13 protein-coding genes and 1 riboswitch are annotated in these 16,402 nt (G+C 42.3%); all 13 genes read right to left on the reverse strand.

Annotation, left to right across the window (positions count from 1 at the left end):
- Nucleotides 1–13: 13 nt before the first annotated feature.
- On the reverse strand, nt 14–1,336 hold the full coding sequence (locus NST80_RS07550) for a glycosyltransferase family 4 protein (RefSeq protein WP_070849618.1): 1,323 nt from the start codon (nt 1,334–1,336) through the stop codon (nt 14–16).
- Entirely contained in the window at nt 1,337–2,335 is a 999-nt protein-coding gene (locus NST80_RS07555; protein WP_045771897.1) for a glycosyltransferase, read from the reverse strand.
- A 130-nt stretch (nt 2,336–2,465) separates the two neighbouring features.
- A complete protein-coding gene (locus NST80_RS07560) occupies nt 2,466–5,141 on the reverse strand; it encodes an FctA domain-containing protein (protein WP_183138248.1) in 2,676 nt (891 codons plus the stop codon).
- A 392-nt stretch (nt 5,142–5,533) separates the two neighbouring features.
- A complete protein-coding gene (locus NST80_RS07565; protein WP_004182967.1) occupies nt 5,534–6,226 on the reverse strand; it encodes a 5'-methylthioadenosine/adenosylhomocysteine nucleosidase in 693 nt (230 codons plus the stop codon).
- Nucleotides 6,227–6,292: 66 nt separating this feature from the next.
- Nucleotides 6,293–6,553: a cell wall synthase accessory phosphoprotein MacP gene (gene macP / locus NST80_RS07570; protein WP_013990959.1), complete on the reverse strand. Its 261-nt coding sequence runs from the start codon at nt 6,551–6,553 to the stop codon at nt 6,293–6,295.
- 3 nt (nt 6,554–6,556) lie between these two features.
- The gene (locus NST80_RS07575) at nt 6,557–7,105 is read right to left on the reverse strand and encodes an NUDIX hydrolase (RefSeq protein WP_045768981.1); all 549 of its coding nucleotides are present in this window, start codon (nt 7,103–7,105) and stop codon (nt 6,557–6,559) included.
- Between the two features lie 79 nt (nt 7,106–7,184).
- Nucleotides 7,185–8,567, reverse strand: coding sequence for a bifunctional UDP-N-acetylglucosamine diphosphorylase/glucosamine-1-phosphate N-acetyltransferase GlmU (gene glmU, locus NST80_RS07580; RefSeq protein ID WP_004182969.1), 1,383 nt, complete (start codon nt 8,565–8,567; stop codon nt 7,185–7,187).
- Between the two features lie 286 nt (nt 8,568–8,853).
- Nucleotides 8,854–11,514, reverse strand: coding sequence for a magnesium-translocating P-type ATPase (mgtA, locus tag NST80_RS07585; protein WP_183138249.1), 2,661 nt, complete (start codon nt 11,512–11,514; stop codon nt 8,854–8,856).
- A 225-nt stretch (nt 11,515–11,739) separates the two neighbouring features.
- Nucleotides 11,740–11,893, reverse strand: a riboswitch (M-box (ykoK) riboswitch).
- Nucleotides 11,894–12,187: 294 nt separating this feature from the next.
- The gene (locus NST80_RS07590; RefSeq protein WP_045768984.1) at nt 12,188–12,442 is read right to left on the reverse strand and encodes a hypothetical protein; all 255 of its coding nucleotides are present in this window, start codon (nt 12,440–12,442) and stop codon (nt 12,188–12,190) included.
- A complete protein-coding gene (fni, locus tag NST80_RS07595) occupies nt 12,402–13,406 on the reverse strand; it encodes a type 2 isopentenyl-diphosphate Delta-isomerase (protein ID WP_045768985.1) in 1,005 nt (334 codons plus the stop codon). Before fni ends, NST80_RS07590 begins: the two co-directional genes overlap by 41 nt.
- Before the next feature lie 48 nt (nt 13,407–13,454).
- Complete coding sequence (locus tag NST80_RS07600; protein ID WP_183138250.1) at nt 13,455–14,450, reverse strand: phosphomevalonate kinase; 996 nt, start codon at nt 14,448–14,450, stop codon at nt 13,455–13,457.
- Nucleotides 14,443–15,387: a diphosphomevalonate decarboxylase gene (gene mvaD, locus NST80_RS07605; protein ID WP_183138251.1), complete on the reverse strand. Its 945-nt coding sequence runs from the start codon at nt 15,385–15,387 to the stop codon at nt 14,443–14,445. The genes NST80_RS07600 and mvaD overlap by 8 nt, the downstream gene beginning before the upstream one ends.
- A complete protein-coding gene (gene mvk / locus NST80_RS07610; RefSeq protein WP_049554105.1) occupies nt 15,369–16,247 on the reverse strand; it encodes a mevalonate kinase in 879 nt (292 codons plus the stop codon). The genes mvaD and mvk overlap by 19 nt, the downstream gene beginning before the upstream one ends.
- Between the last annotated feature and the right edge of the window lie 155 nt (nt 16,248–16,402).

The following is a 16,402-nucleotide window of genomic DNA, read 5'->3' on the forward strand; positions in this document are numbered from 1 at the left end:
TCTAGTAGCTTTCCTAATCCAAAAGTTTCGTGATATTTCTGATTTTCTTGACCTGTTTGGCTGATCCTTTGAGGATACGAACAGAGCCATTAACAGGCAAGGTAATAGCCTTAGTTGGCAAATAAGTTACCATACGCGTCAAGCGTTTCATGGTACTATCTTCACCATTCAAATCATTGTGGAAATCCTTAGAAATCGTAAGGTCCAGGTAATACTCATAGACACGTTTTCCGAAGTTTTCCGCAGAAATTTCATAAAGCTTATCGGCCCACTTAGTCTCGTCTTTTTCTGGCGTTGCAATGGCTGCTTCCAAAATGGCCCCGGCTAAATCATTATCATGATAATAAAGCGTTCCAAACATCTGGTCTGTAATCACATTATCCAAATAAGGATTTCCATGAGCAATAATCGGAGTACCGCTAGCCAAGGCTTCCAGATAGGTCAATCCTTGAGTTTCACTGGTTGATGCCGAAATAAAGAAATCAGCAGCCTTATAATAAAGTGCTGTCTCACTAGGCGCAATCATACCTGCAAAAACCACCTTGTCCTGAATACCAAGTTTTTTGGCCTGAGACTTAAGATCTGGTAGGTAAGGACCGTCACCAGCCACAACCAAACGCACCTTGTCGTCTTCCTCCAAAACAGAAGGGAGAGCAGCCAGCACAGCCTGGATGTTTTTCTCATAGGACACACGAGAGAGGCTCAACAACATGGTCTCATCAGAGGCGATACCAAGCTTAGTTCTCAAGTCCGCTACATCATCTTCAGTAATCTCTGGACGTTGGAATTTTTCAAGTTCAATCCCAGTTGGAATGACACGTTTTTCGGCTGCAACCTTGTACTTGAGCAAAAGGTCATAAACAATCTCACTCGGACAGATGACTCCATCCAAATCGCTCATAAAGCCACGAACAATGTACTTAACCATACTTGGACGGATAACCATACCTTTGGCAATATAGCGGACATAGTCTTCATATTGAGTATGGTAGGTATGCACAACAGGAATCCTAAGTTCGCGTGCAATGGCAATCCCTAGCAGACCTAATGAAAACTCTGTCTGCGTATGAATAATATCAAGCTTATATTGTTTGGCAATCTCTAGTGCCTTGGAAAAGCCACGATAAGCTACACGGCGATCCTTAAAAGCAAAGAAAGGCACACTCGGAATACGGACAATCTGCCAGTCTTCATAGCGGTCAACATCTCTATCAGTGGTGGTAAAGATAAAGACTGTATGTCCCATTTTTTCCAACTGCGTCTTCAGCGTGCGAATACTAGTCGCAACACCTGATACCTGTGGAAAATAGGTATCTGTAAACAATCCGATACGCATTTAAATCTCCAATACTTCTTTGTAGGCTTCAACAAGCTTTTGGGCGACATCATCAATCGAGCGACTTTCTGCAACCTTATAGCCTTCTTCACGTTTGTCCACTTTACCATCGATAATATCTTGCAAGGCTACTACAAATTCGTCCACGTTGTGCCCAAATGAGGCCGATTTGTCATCAACCCAGCCTTCATAAACAGGAATATCACGCAAGACCACATGCTGGTGACTGGCAAAGGCCTCTAGCACCACAATCCCTTCAGTTTCCTCGTATGATGGGAAAAAGAAGGCGTTAGCACCACTCATAGCCCCTTGGAAGACGGCTCCCTTGAAATAACCTGGGAAGCTGACATTATCAGGATGCTTACCATTGACAATGTCTCGAATCTTCTTAGGGATCAACCATTTACTGATACTACCTAACCAAATGAAACGAACATGAGGCATCTTTTCGGCAACCTTGACGAAATCTTCAATTCCCTTGCGTTGGAAATAAAGCCCCGCACAAATAACCACTGGCTGTCCTTCCCCGATACCAAAATAGTCTCGGAAAACTTCTTCCTTACGTGGATCCTTACCGTATTTTTTCAGATCAATCCCATTTGAAACAGCAATGATTGGTGTGGTAACTCCGTAAGACTGAATCAATTTTTTGGAATACTCAGATGGCGTAATCACGTAATCGGCCTTTTGGTACATGTGGGCCAAATATTTCCCAAAAAGTGGGGCCAAGAGGTTAGAACCGATGAATGAATTTTCAAAGTCCTCACGTGTCGAATGACCATGCATGATGACCTTCTTGCCACGGCGTTTTGCAGCATGCAACAACATCAAGCTGCGTGGCCCATAAGTATTAATATGAACGACATCATAATCACCCAAGATGTCCGTTGTATAGGGAATCCCCGCCAAGTCCAAGGCATGCATCTGATGGTGGAGAGCCCGTCCGATTCCTGATTTTTCAAGAACCGATTTTCCTTCAAGATAAAGTAGAACTTTCATACTCTTCATTATAGCTTAATTTAGTAGAAATTTCATCTTGCAGTTGGCTTTATCTTGATTTCTCATTTAATGAGATAGGCGGCCAAATACTAAAAAAGATCGAGAATACTCGATCTTTTAGGCCATCATCTTAAACATCTTTACGGCGACGATGGCTATATGCTACACCCATGACTGCTGCCACTTCTGCTGCCACACCGAGGGCAAGCAAGGCAGTATCGTTAGCTTGACCAGTCTCTGGAAGTTGAGGTCCTGATTTCTCAGAGGATTGAACTGGCTTAGCTGGTTTTGGAGTCACCGGTGGAGTAGGCGGAGTTGGTGGTGTTGGCGGAACCACTGGTGGTTTAGGTGGGACACTTGGTGGTGTCGGTGGTGTTGGTGGTGTAGGAGGTTTTGGAGGAATGTAACTATTGTTAAATTCTGTATCCAAAGGAAGGAGAACGGCTGCTACAAGCAGATTTTCCTTTTCACCTACAGTCTTAGTAACGGTCACCTGGAACTTAGCCACCATGTTATCATAAACCACGTCAGCTTCATTGCCCTTGACTTCTTCAACAGTGTAGTAGTAAACACCTGGTTTGTCGTAGACAATATTTCCAAAGCTAATGTTTCCTTGTGCATTATTAGTCACTGTTTGGATAACATTACCCTTGTCGTCCTTGAGGACGAAACTGAACTCACCATCTTTGAGGTTGCGACCTGTAAGAACCTTGGTCAATTCGAATTTAGCCTTGGCTGGTTGCACGTCTTTAACATAGTTATTGAAAACAGTGTCTTTTGGATTAGCGACTGTTGATACCAAAGCATCACCATCTCGTGTCACTGTAATCCAGACAGTTGCTTTCATACCATCATAGATGATATCTTCGTTAGTTCCCTTAACTTCTTCAACAGTGTAAGTGTAGGTTCCTGCCTTATCAAAGTGAAGTTCACTAAACGCAACACGACCATCAGCCGTATTACCAACAGTTTCAAGGACTTTTCCAAAACGGTCTTTGAGAACAAATTGGAATTGATCTGCTTTTAGATCTTGTTTAACGCCTGCCTTGGTCAATTCCTTAACAAATGCAATTTTGGCCTTGGCTGGTGTTACCAATTTATTGTTAAAGATAATGTCTTCTGGATAGGCAACCTTGGCAACCAATTTGACTTGATTGTCCACAGTTTCACGAACAACCTGAATGGTGATATTGGCTTCTAGTTTGTCATAGACCACATCTTCGTCATTACCTGGAACCTCTGTCACACGATAATGATAGATACCTGGCTTACTGAGTGAGAGATCTGAAAAGACGATTTTACCCTTGGCATCATTAGTGGTTTCCCCTAAGTCAACAGGATTGGCACTATCAGTCACATCAACTAATTTAAATGTAAATTCTTTGTCCTTGAGGTCTCTACCCACCAAGTCCTTCTCAAGCTCAAGATTGAAATACGTTTGTTGTTCACCACCTGCATTTCCACGACCTCCAACTAAACGTACTTCATAATCATAATTTTTTGTCTCAGCATTCGTGTATAGATTAACTTTATTCGTAGTATTATTCTGATTAGATGTTAGCTTTCCTAATCGTGTTTGATACCAAATATAAACCATACGGTCTAGCTGATTAAGATTAAGTTCGAATTTAGTATCGTCGTGAGAAAAACTCTTGATTAACTCCATAGCAGATCCCTTGTCAATCCAAGGATCTGCTGAATCAATATAGCGAAGCTGTAGAGATCCATCCACAAATTTTTGGTTATCAGACCAGGTATCAATCAATTGAAGGTTATTTAAAACACGCCTAGCATAATTAACACGCATCCCCCAATTAATCAAAGTAGGATCATTCTTATCTTGACTACCCCACTTAGAAATAATTTCATCTTCTGGGATAGGATTAACTTTCCCAACTGTAACATCTATAACATGGCCATCAAAATCAAGGTGTAAATGTTCCCCACCTTCAAGAGCCTCTGAAAAGAGAGTATCTAACTCTAAATTCATAAATTTCCCGATAGGATAATCTTCAAAATAACGATTAAATGTGGTTTCAATTTTGTTTGTCTTGGGATCAACCTGAGCAATCCCTACAACTTCGTTATTAGGATTGTAAACATTAACACTATAACCCGTCCTAAACTGTAATGCACTTGGTATAGTAAGAATGACCTTATCACCTGAATTAATAGCTATATCATCAGGAAAAGGAATATTGTGATAAACAACCTTGTTAGTCGCGTACTTATTATTACCATTTGGAAATTCCATTTCCACATCAGGATTTTGAATATGGATTTCAGTTCCTATCTTTGTCACCTTGACATCCGCTGAGACGGGATTGCTCGAGTTGGTAATCTTAAGTCCAAAATTATCAAAAGACGTTGTGCTACTATTCTTTGCTTCTGCAAGAGCACTAGCTTCACGTGTCTCATTAACGGCTACAGGTGTCTCACTGAGCCCCTCACTAGTCTTATCTTGTGATGTACTCGTTTGTTCAGAGCTTGCAACCATTTGCTCTTGAACCGCAGCTTCACTAGTAACAGCAGTCACTGAAATAGCACTGATACTTTCTGCATGAACGGTAGGTTCAACTGTCGCTTCATGACTTGAGACACTAGTGCTTGTCCTTTGGCCCCCACCATCAGACTCGCTAGCTTCCTCAAGTACACTCGTCGCTGGTTGCCCTTTAGGCTCCTCAGCTTGCTCTGCTTTGGCGGTACTCACACCAAAAACTGCAAACGAAAGTAAGACCGATGCAACGCCCACCGTAAACTTACGAATGGAGAAACGTTGCCTCGAATCACCGAATCGGTTATTCATGATTCTATCCTCCCATTATTACAAATCTTAACATTTTTGTAACCCTTTTCATTTTGGATTATACACTATTTTCAGAATTTTACAAGAAAATTATTTACCTATTTGGATGTTTTGTAAAACTTTCTAAGATATCAATAGATAGTGAATTTTGTAAACCCTTATATTATAAGCTTTCTTTCGGGACCTCTCTTTTAATATTGTTTTTATTTCTCATTTTATCGCCATAATTTTAATTCAATTTCCGTCTGAAAAATGCTAAAATTCAGATTTTCTCTTAGAAAAATGAGAAGATTATCTTATCTAAAAGCAGAAAAAAACTGCCATTCTTAAATGAATAGCAGTCGTCTTTAAATTAATTAAGAAAATGAGCATAAACGCTCATTTAAAGTATTTTAGTCAAGCTCTTTGAGAAACTCTACTAGAATAGCAGCTGATTGTTTCCCAGCCTGAATAATGAATTCATCAAAGGTAATGTTAGCATCATGAGCCGCTGTATCACTCATGGCACGTACAACGATGAAAGGCTTTTTGACACTGTGTGCGGCTTGAGCAATAGCTGCTCCCTCCATCTCTACGGCCAAGACTTCTGGAAAATGCCCTTTAATTGCATCAATCTTGTCTTGACCTGCAATGAAGCTATCACCAGTAGCGATAAGCCCAATCTTAGAATCAATGGAAGCCTGAGCCAAGACCTTTTCGAAAGTCTCTACGAAGGTAGAGTCACTTTCAAAGTATAGTGGTTGCATAGACATTTGCCCATAATCATAGCCAAAGGCTGTCAAATCAACATCGTGATAGGCCAATTTTGAAGCTACAACCACATCTCCAATTTTAAGTCCAGGTGCTACTGCTCCTGCAGAACCAGTGTTAATGAGGGCATCAACACCAAAATGGTCTGCCAAGACAGCCACAGACATGGCTGACATAACCTTACCAACACCTGATTGCACCAAAACGACGTCGTGTTTGCCTAAGCGTCCTGTGTAGTAGGTATTGCCAAGAACAGTTTCTTCAACCTTATTTTCCAATTGCTCCACTAGAAGCACTAACTCCTGCTCCATGGCAGCGATAATTCCGATTTTCATATAGTTCCTTTTCAGCTTGTAATCTTTCCTGAATCAGTAGGTAGAGCTGTCTGACTCATAGACTTTTTAGAAATAAAAGACAGCAATGAAGAGAAGAATCAAGAGGACCACTACCCAAAAGAGGATGCGATTAAGCTTGTGTTGAAATTGATTGCGTTTGGCATTCTCAATTCGACGGCTCTTGTAGGCAGAAGGCTGGTAATCAGCCTCATAATCCTCATCGTAGAACTCTTGATCATAGTCCTCATAATAAGGATGTTCCTCTAAATCGATTTCCCCACGCTTGGCCTGCTCAATGATATCGTCGGTCAAAAGTGGTTTTCCCATAGCTTATTTTCCTCCGAAATGAAGTGCATAGTATTGGAGTGCAATGATGGTTTTGGCATCCTGGATAGCCCCTGAAGCTACAAGTTCCATACACTCCTCATAGGTCAATTCATAGAGTTCAAGGAACTCATCATCATCAAGTGGACGTGGATTTTCCACAGGTTTAAGGTTAGTCGCTACATAGAGCTTGATTCTCTCATTACAAAAGCCAATGGCTGTGTAAAATTCATAAATCAATTCGAGATCACCCTTATATTGAGTCTCCTCTTCAAGTTCACGCGCTGCTGCAGCCATTTCATCGCCAGCTTCACCGACTTCCAACTTACCCGCAGGAATCTCGTAAGAAACCGCCTCAATAGCCTTACGGTATTGTTTGACGATAATGATTTTTCCCTCTGGGGTAATCGCTAAAACGGCTACTGCTCCCTTGTGGAAGATGAGCTCACGACCAGCTGTCTTACCGTCTGGTAAGAGGACTTCGTCTACTGCAACTTCAAAAATATGTCCCTTAAATTTTGACTCACGTTTGAGTGTTTTTTCTTCAAAATCCATGAATTGACTCCTTTTACTTCTGACCTCATTCTAAGCTACCCCTACTCTACAAGAGAATCTAGCTCAGATAGCCTTAAGCTTACTTTTGTTGGCTTGGGTGGTGAGGTTTCTTAATGGCATAGCCTTCTTTATTGACCTGACGGCCACGTCCAATGGCTACGCTGTCAGCTGGCACATCATCTGTGATGGTTGAACCAGCCGCTGTGAGGGCGTTAGCCCCAATTTCAAGCGGTGCAATCAAGGTTGAATTGCTTCCGATAAAGACATTGTTGGCAATTTGTGTCTTGAACTTGTGTTGTCCATCATAGTTTACAGTAATTGTTCCGGCACCAAAGTTAACGTCAGAACCAACTTCCGCATTACCAATGTAGGTCAAGTGACCAGCCTTGGTATTTTCACCGATAGTAGACCCCTTAACCTCAACGAAATTACCGATATGAACCTCTTTTTTGAGGGTTGAATCTGGACGAACATGGGCAAATGGACCAACGGTAACACCTTCTTCAACCACTGAGTGCTCAATCATAGAGTTAGTGATAACAGTTTTGGCACCGATAGTTGAATCAACAATATAAGTACCATTAGTAAGCACTGACTCTGCACCAATCTTAGTTTGTCCTTTAAGTGTCACATTAGCTTCAATGACAACATCTGGCTCAATTTCCACATCCACGTCGATATAAGTAGCGTTTGGATTTTGGAAAGTAACACCATTGACCATGTGAGCTTTGTTGATACGACGACGCATAACATCTTCTGCTGTAGCTAGGGCAACACGGTCATTAACTCCAAGACTTTCTTCAAAGTCACGAAGAGTAAAGGCACCTACTTTTTCACCATTCTCACGGAAAATAGAAATAACATCAGTCAAATAGTATTCCCCTTGAGCGTTGTTAGTGTTGATGTTTTTTAGTGCTTCAAAGAGGCGTTTATTGTCAAAAACGTAAGTCCCTGTATTGATTTCTTTGACTTGTTGTTCGAATTCGTTGGCATCTTTTTGCTCAACAATCTTAGTCACTTCACCATTTTCGTTACGGATGATACGACCATAACCAAATGGATTGTCCGCAGTTGCAGTCAAGATAGTGGCAACATTTTTGTGATTAACGTGGAAATCAATAAGGTTTTTAAGACTTTCACCAGTAATCAAAGGCGTGTCACCAGCAATAACAAGCGTTTGACCTTCAAGTCCAGCCAACTCATCTTCAGCCATCATTACTGCGTGACCAGTCCCCAACTGCTCAGTTTGCATAGTGAAGGCAGATTGACCATCCAAAACCTCACGAACAAGTTCAGCCTTGTGACCAATAACAGTAACGTTTTTAGCTGGATCAATGGCTGAAACTGCACGGAAGACATGCTCAAGCATAGTGATGCCTGAAACCTTGTGCAAAACTTTTGGAAGATCTGATTTCATGCGAGTTCCTTTACCCGCAGCAAGGATAATAGCGTAATTACTCATTTTCTTTTTCCTTCTTAAGATTTTTTTGTGATGGTTTCCTTCGTGGCGGTCCTAGCCTTGAGCCCCAAATCTCAGAGCCTCCACCTCCCACTGGGATAGCCTATGAAAGAAAGGGGCCTTGAAAACATAGTCTCTCATTTCTTAGAAAACATGTCCTCATAACTGACGTTTTTTAGGGCCTCTGATTATCTATAATCGCCCTATTATACCATAAATGAAAAGGTTTTGGCAGAATGAAAGGTAATGAAAAAAGAGCTGACGCTCTTTTTTTCTAAGGATAGTTATCCTATAACCATTCTTTATATTTCTTAATATAGATATGCTTCACAAAGGTAACACTAAGCATATACAAAACGATAATAACAAACAAGAGAATGAAATAGAGACCATTTAGATGGCTAAGTTTTAAGAGACTAGCCAATGGACTGTAGGGAAGAGAGGTTACAAAGACAGCAGCAAATAGGGTTGTCACAACAACAGATAGTGCTGGGTGGCTTTGAATAAATGGTAGTTTTGGTGAACGTAACATGTGGATAACCATGGTTTGAGACCACATAGATTCGATAAACCAACCTGTTTGGAAAATGATGATAAAGGCTGCTGCTTCTGGTGAACCATGAACATAGCCATGCCCCAAAATCATTGGCACAATGATGAAGTAGAGCAAGATGTAAGTCAAAATATCAAATACAGAAGAAATAGGTCCAAACCAAGCCATGAAACGCATGATAGATTTGGCTTCCCAGATATGTGGCTCTTTAAGAAATTCCTTGTCCACATTGTCAAATGGAAGAGCGATACAAGAAATATCATAGACAAGATTAAGGACAATCAAATGCACAGGTGCCATTGGTAGGAATGGTAAGAAGATGCTGGCAAAGAGGAGAGAAAAGATATTACCGAAATTTGAAGAAACGGTCATCTTGATATACTTGGTCATATTGGCATAGACTTTACGTCCTTCAACAAGACCTTTTTCCAAGACCATTAGATCCTTATCAAGCAAGATAACATCTGCAGTTTCTTTGGCAATATCAACAGCTGTATCCACAGAGATACCCACATCTGACACCTTCATTGATGGGGCATCGTTGATACCATCACCCATATAACCTACCTTGTGGCCATTTTCCTTAAGGCTTAGGATAATTCGTGCCTTTTGGTCTGGGGATAACTTAGCAAAAACTGTTGTCGTTTCCACAGCCTTAGCCAAATCTTGATCTGACATGGTATCAATATCACTTCCAAGTAGGATGTGCGTCACATCTAGACCAACTTTTTCACAGACAGCCTGTGTCACCTTATCATTGTCTCCAGTCAAAATCTTTGTGGTCACACCATACTCTGCCAAAGCCTTGATAGCAGGTGCTGCTGATGGTTTTGGTGGGTCAAGAAAGGCAAGATATCCCGTCAAAATCATGTCACTTTCATCTTCAACACTAAAGACATCATTTTCATTAAGCTCTGATTTGTAGCTGACACCGAGAACGCGCAGACCTTGTTCATTCAACTGTGCGACTTCCGCGAGAACTTCCTCACGAACATCGTCGGTCAATGGGATAATGTCACCCTTGTATTCCACATAGTTAGAAACAGAGAGCATTTCTTCAAGGGCACCTTTTGTCACCATGCTGACAAAACCATCATTGTCTTTAACAATGACACTCATGCGACGGCGTTCAAAATCAAAAGGGAGTTCATCAATCTTGTGGAAGGTTTGGTCAAGGTCACGAACGATCTCGTGTTTCTTAGCTTCTCTCTCAGTTCGGCTAATAATGGCACGGTCCATAAGATTTTTCAAGCCAGTTTGGAAATAAGAGTTAAGATAGGCTCTCCGAAGCACTGATAGGTCAAGGTCACCATGAATATCAAGAGGGTACTCAAGAACGATTTCATCTTGAGTCAGGGTTCCTGTCTTATCCGTACAAAGGATGTCGATAGCCCCTAGGTCTTGAATAGCATTAAGTTTTTTGATGACCACCTTTTCCTTGGCCATAATGATAGAACCCTTGGCAAGACTGGCTGTGATAATCATCGGCAACATTTCTGGGGTCAAACCGACTCCCACACTAAGGGCAAAGACGCCGGCTTCAAGCCAGTCCCCATCTGTTAAACCGTTAATCACAAAAACAACAGGAACCATGACCAACATGAGTCGAATCAAGAGCCAAGAAATGGAGTTCATCTCACGTTCAAATGAAGTTGGTTCGTCATAAGTATTGATGGTCTGCTCGATAGCTCCCATCATGGTGTCATCACCAACAACTAAAACCAATGCTGTTGCACGACCAGAGATAACATTAGTTCCCATGAAAGCAAGGCTCTCACTCTCAAGCAGACTCTCTAGATTTTGACCATCCGCCTTAGACAGACAAGCCTTTTCCACAGCATCGCTTTCACCTGTCAAGCCAGACTGTTGAACAAAGAAATCACGAGAGTCTAGCAAGACCACATCCGCCGGAATCATATCTCCCGCACTCAGTTTGACCACATCCCCAACCACAATTTCATCGATTGGGATTTCTTGCTCACCGCCATCTCGAAGCACTGTTGCAGTATTGACAATCATGCGAGACAAATTGCTGGCAGCCTTGTCACTACGAAGTTCTTGAATGAAACGGATACCACCAGATATCAAAACTAGAGTGACAATGATGATAGAAGTCGTTGGGTCTTCTTCACCTGGTTTAGCAAGCCAGACATTGGTGATAAAGGAAACCAGAGCGATAACTAAGAGAATAACAGTAAAGGGATTGATGATAGATTCATAAATCTTTTTGATGATAGAATCCTCTTGTCCTTTGGTTATGACATTTTCCCCATAAAGGTCGCGGTTTTCTTCTACTTGGTCTTCCTTCAAGCCATCCAAATGAGTATTGTAGCGAGTAAGGGTTGTTTCAAGTGGCTCTTGAAGAGCAGCAATAAGTCTTTCTTTATTTGTTGACATTGGAATCTCCTTATTTAATCAGGAGCCAATCACTTATGGAGTCCCTAAGACACTAATCAGCGATTGACTGGTTAGGTGCGGTTCGGGGTGATCGTCGATTAGTCTCATAGGTTTCTCCTTTCAATTTATTAATGGTGGGTGGACCTCAGATAAATGAAAAGAGTCCTACCCATATACAGGTAAGACTCTATAAACTCGAGGTGGATTTTTTAATAGATTCTGTCAAAAAATGGACCGTTCAAGCTTTAGCTCCGCAAGGCGATGAAATGAGCTTAGTCTTGACCTTGGCGATCAGGACTGTTGACCAACGAGTAGTGTCTCCACTGCTTTGCGGTAGTCATCCGTATCCTTGTGGTAGCCTCACCTACCGTATGTCACTAAAAATCTTACTCCTAAGACAGTGACTTGTCAAGGGGAAAGTTGACTTTTTGCTTGATTGGATAATAAAAAAGAGGTTACGCTCTTTTTTGTAAAATAATATTTTTTGAGACTTTCCTTAAGTGAGTGCGGACGTCAGCGAACTTCTTCGAAGCTCCATGACTAATTTTTGAGCCTAAGGTCTCAAAAATTCCGAGTTCTAGAAATACAAGTATTTCTAGAACTTTTCTCACAGCGGAAAGTCTCGTTAAGTGCTCGCTTTGCTCGCTAGAAGCAAGTCAAATCAAGAAAGTCATTATTTATCCTTTACTGGTGTTAAGGTAATGTCGCCCTCATCATCATCGTAATAATATACTCTTGCAGTGATTTTATCACCATTGATAGAGACATCTTTTAACATTACCGCAGCGACATTTGAACCAATACCACTTTTGTTAGCATCACCATCATCACTTAGAGAAATTGTTTTACCATCTTTGGAAATTAAAAAAAGAGCTCTTGGCTCTTTCCTACTTTCCTTGCTTGATATATGTCCCTTGCAGCTTACCATGTAAGATGTAATCTACAGATTTGAGCTCATCAATAGTCCGACAATCGAGGGCACACATGATAAGACGAAGGTCATCCTTCCAGCCATTGACAATAGCCACAACCTTATCCACAGGGTAACGTTCCACCAATTCAAGGACAGTGCGTGAGAGGCCAACGCCTTTTGCTCCTAGGACCAGACATTTGACCATATCGAGTGGGTTTCGCACGCCACCAGAGGCTAGGATTTCCACATTATCACGAAGGTCTTGGGCTTGTAAGAGGATTTGAACGGTGCTTTGTCCCCAGTCATTGAGGTAATCACGGTTACCGCCTCGGCTATTTTCAATATAGGCAAAGCTAGTCCCACCACGACCTGAGATATCCACAGTCTTGATGCCTTGAGACATGGCATAACGAATGGTTTCCACATCCATACCAAAGCCGACCTCCTTAAGCACAAGAGGAACCTCTATGTTCTGTGCATAAGCCGCCACATTTTCCTTCCAAGTGTGGAAAATACGCTCTCCCTCAGGCATGAGAAGCTCCTGCATAAGGTTGACATGGAGCTGTAAAAAGACTGGATTCATTGCTTCTACTGTCTTAAGCCCCAGGTCCACAGACTTATCCACACCGATATTAGTCGCTAGGTCTAAGTCTGGAAACTCTTGACGATAGTCAAAGGATTCTGGTGCTTCTCCCTTTAAAGCAGCACTGTAGGAACCCGTCACCATGAGAATACCTGTTCGACTGGCCACCTCAGCCAATTTACGGTTGACTGCACCACCTTTGGCAGAACCACCTGTCATGGCATTGATATAAAAGGGAAAATCCCAATCTCGTCCCGCAAAATGTGTGGACAAGTCAATCTGATCTAAATCATAAGTTGGTAGAGACTTGTGGATAAGTTCCATATCGTCAAAACTATTGTAGGGCGACTGGTACTTGAGGGCATAACGGATGTGATCGTCTTTACGATTTGTCATAGGTTATTTCTTTACTTTCTTGCGTGATAATATCTACTAGGCTGACCTTTAAACCTCATACAAGAGCTCTATTCCTACCTGTTGCCAACGCTCAACTAGAGCATCTCGGCTAGCTTGATCGAAGGCAAAGGCGATACCACAGTCGCCACCTCCAGCTCCAGAGGACTTAGCAATGGCATCGAGTCCTTGCTCTGCTTCTTTGAGTTTTTTCAGCTTGTCCACATAAATATCTGGACTCAGTGATTCTAATTGATCACTGACAGTTTGAAGACTGCTCTTAAGCAAGTTTTTATCTCCTGTTTCCAGAGCCTTGATGGCAGCTTGAACAGCCACTTCGGTTTCACCTAGATACTTGCTTGATATACGAGATTTGACCATCTTAACCATGTCTTTTGAGATAGCAGCTTGCTTGGTCCACCCCACCAAAAAATGAGCTTTGAGAGCTGGCACTACAGGTCTGATACGATAGCCCCAGTCTTTTTCCAAAAGCTCTGTTAGAGTTTTTTGGTCTATAAGCTCTGCTATTTTTGCACGGTCAAAGGAACGATAGGAAATTAGATCCTCGTATACGATACAAGCTAAATCTCCCATAGAACCATTATCTCCCTGCTTGAGAAGGGTGTAGCTAGCTAATTTAAAGAGAATGTCTTTGGATAAGTCTTTTTGAAGGGCTGCTGCCAAGGCCTTGAGGGTCAATACCACAACAGAACCCGAAGAACCGATACCAAATTTAACCCCATCTCGTTCCAACTTTCCAGTGATTGAAAGGTCCAGAGCGGGTAACTTCTCACCACAAAAGGCCTCAAAAGTATTCAAGGCCTCTTGAATGAGGGCGTAATTTGCGTCTGGCTCACGACTAACACTATAGTCAAACATGTCTGAGGACAACTGGGTAGTTTGTGCTTCCTTGACCTCTGCTGACATGAAAATAGGAATAAATTGGATTAGGGCTGTCTGCCTAGGTGTTAAGACTGAATATTCTCCAGCAATGTAGAGTTTCCCACCTGTTTTTACTGTGACCTGACTGACCGACTGCTTAGGCATCTGGCAACTCCTTAGTGCGTGAAACGATGACCTGATAGTCCTTACTGAAGTGGTCTGCTAGGCGGTCTAGGTCTTCTTCCAGACAGAGCACCTTAACATTTGGTCCTGCATCCATAGTAAAGTAACACTGCTCACCAGAGGCACGGAGGGCCCTAACCTTGTCCATAGCCTGATATGAGGCTTCCGTTAGATATGAAAATGGTGGGTTAGCCGTGCTTGTGGTTTGGTGCATACGAAGGGCATTGGCTTCAGTGAGCTCACCCACCGCTTGGAAATCATTAGCCTTGAGGTAGTCTAACATATCCTTGTAATCCTGCTCAGACTGTTTAATCCACTCTGGGAAGGATGTCGATGTTTCGGTACACAACTTCATGCCATCACGGCTTGATACAGGTTTCTTTTGATCTGTTAAAACCAGCATAATCATGGCCAATTTGAGGTCTGTTTCAACCGGGTAAACCTCACCACTATCCTTGTCCCAGGCTGCCAATGGTCCAAAGAAGGACCGTGATGACGAACCTGAAGCAAACTTGGCAATTTGAGCTAATTCAGACTGCGTTTTTCCGACTTGGAAGAGCTCGTTAGCTACTTTAACTAGGGCAGAAAGTCCTGAGGAACTTGAGGATAGACCCGCTGCTGTTGGCATGTTGTTCCAAGTTTCAATCTTGACATGTTGGTTGGGATTAGTACGGAAGAGATCTAAAACCTTGCTGGCCTTGGTTGTTTCTTTTTCCCCTTGGAGCTCATCATCGATATACATGACATCACCAGTCGTATCCTCAGGCAGAAAAGATAACTTGGTTTCCGTATACATATTTTCCAAAGTCAGTGAGATACTACTGGTTGAAGGAATCATACGCTCCGCATCCGCCTTACCCCAGTATTTGACAATAGCAATATTTGCGTACGATTTGACGCTTACAGGCTTTCTATCCACGTGTTTACGGCTCCTTTTTCTTGAAGTTTTTTAGCAATCGTTCGGGCTTGGTCTTTAGTACTTGTCAGGGCAATAATACAGCCACCAAGTCCTCCGCCTGACATCTTGGCTCCCAGTGCACCATGCTCCAGAGCAGTTGCTACTAGAAGATCCGACAAATCACAAGACACCCCTAAAGATTTAAGGTGATTATGGGCTTGAGACATGAGCTGACCAAGAAGCTTTTGATCCTTGGCTTTGAGGGCGCGTTCTGCCTTCTGACTTAATTCGCCCAGTTGGTTGAGATCTGACAAGGCATCTAAACCAATGGCCTCAACCTTTTCCACAGCCTCACGGGTATTTCCATGGATACCCGTATCAGCAATGACCAGATAGGCACCTAAATTGACCTCGATTTCCTTGAAACCGATATTACGCGTAAAGCTAATAGCTTTGTCACTCAAGCAGGTCTTTGCATCTAAACCACTAGGTTTACTATGGGCAATGGTCTCCGCCTGATGGACTAGCATTTCCAAGGTCTCCTGGCTAAGCTCCTGATCAAAATAATCAAAGACCGCTCGAATTGCCGCAATGGCTACAGCCGCAGACGACCCCATGCCACGCTTTTCAGGGACACTAGACTTAATAGCATAGCTAATAGGCTGATTCTTGATTTCCAGATAATTAAGCGCTGAAAAAATCGCTGTCGTCAAGGGATCTTGAGCCTTGAGCGTCAAAGGAGTCGCAGCCGCCTGAATCTGACAGACAACCTCAATATCCTTAAGAGGGAGGGCAAGGGCAGGATGACCATAAACGACCGAGTGCTCCCCCATCAAAATAATCTTACTGTGAGCCTTGCCCACTCCTACTTTCTTAGTCATAAATTACACACACTCACAGACGAATTTGCAGGCGAGTGTCTTTCTAGATTTTTCATACAGATTCTAGTGGTGACTCAAGGTCAATCAAGCATTCAAAGGAGACAAAGAGCACCAATCTAAAGAATTTTCTTATAGCACTTCTATCTTATCATCAA

Source organism: Streptococcus sp. FSL K6-1323, from assembly GCF_038630745.1.
Classification (GTDB): Bacteria; Bacillota; Bacilli; order Lactobacillales; family Streptococcaceae; genus Streptococcus; species Streptococcus salivarius_D.

Coding starts and splice junctions, on each gene's coding strand:
- NST80_RS07560 (WP_183138248.1), bottom strand. CDS start 5,141: ATGAATAACCGATTCGGTGATTCGAGGCAACGTTTCTCCATTCGTAAG.
- NST80_RS07600 (WP_183138250.1), bottom strand. CDS start 14,450: ATGCCTAAGCAGTCGGTCAGTCAGGTCACAGTAAAAACAGGTGGGAAA.
- macP (WP_013990959.1), bottom strand. CDS start 6,553: ATGGGAAAACCACTTTTGACCGACGATATCATTGAGCAGGCCAAGCGT.
- mvk (WP_049554105.1), bottom strand. CDS start 16,247: ATGACTAAGAAAGTAGGAGTGGGCAAGGCTCACAGTAAGATTATTTTG.
- glmU (WP_004182969.1), bottom strand. CDS start 8,567: ATGAGTAATTACGCTATTATCCTTGCTGCGGGTAAAGGAACTCGCATG.
- NST80_RS07590 (WP_045768984.1), bottom strand. CDS start 12,442: ATGGTAAGCTGCAAGGGACATATATCAAGCAAGGAAAGTAGGAAAGAG.
- mgtA (WP_183138249.1), bottom strand. CDS start 11,514: ATGTCAACAAATAAAGAAAGACTTATTGCTGCTCTTCAAGAGCCACTT.
- fni (WP_045768985.1), bottom strand. CDS start 13,406: ATGACAAATCGTAAAGACGATCACATCCGTTATGCCCTCAAGTACCAG.
- NST80_RS07565 (WP_004182967.1), bottom strand. CDS start 6,226: ATGAAAATCGGAATTATCGCTGCCATGGAGCAGGAGTTAGTGCTTCTA.
- NST80_RS07550 (WP_070849618.1), bottom strand. CDS start 1,336: ATGCGTATCGGATTGTTTACAGATACCTATTTTCCACAGGTATCAGGT.
- NST80_RS07555 (WP_045771897.1), bottom strand. CDS start 2,335: ATGAAAGTTCTACTTTATCTTGAAGGAAAATCGGTTCTTGAAAAATCA.
- NST80_RS07575 (WP_045768981.1), bottom strand. CDS start 7,105: ATGGATTTTGAAGAAAAAACACTCAAACGTGAGTCAAAATTTAAGGGA.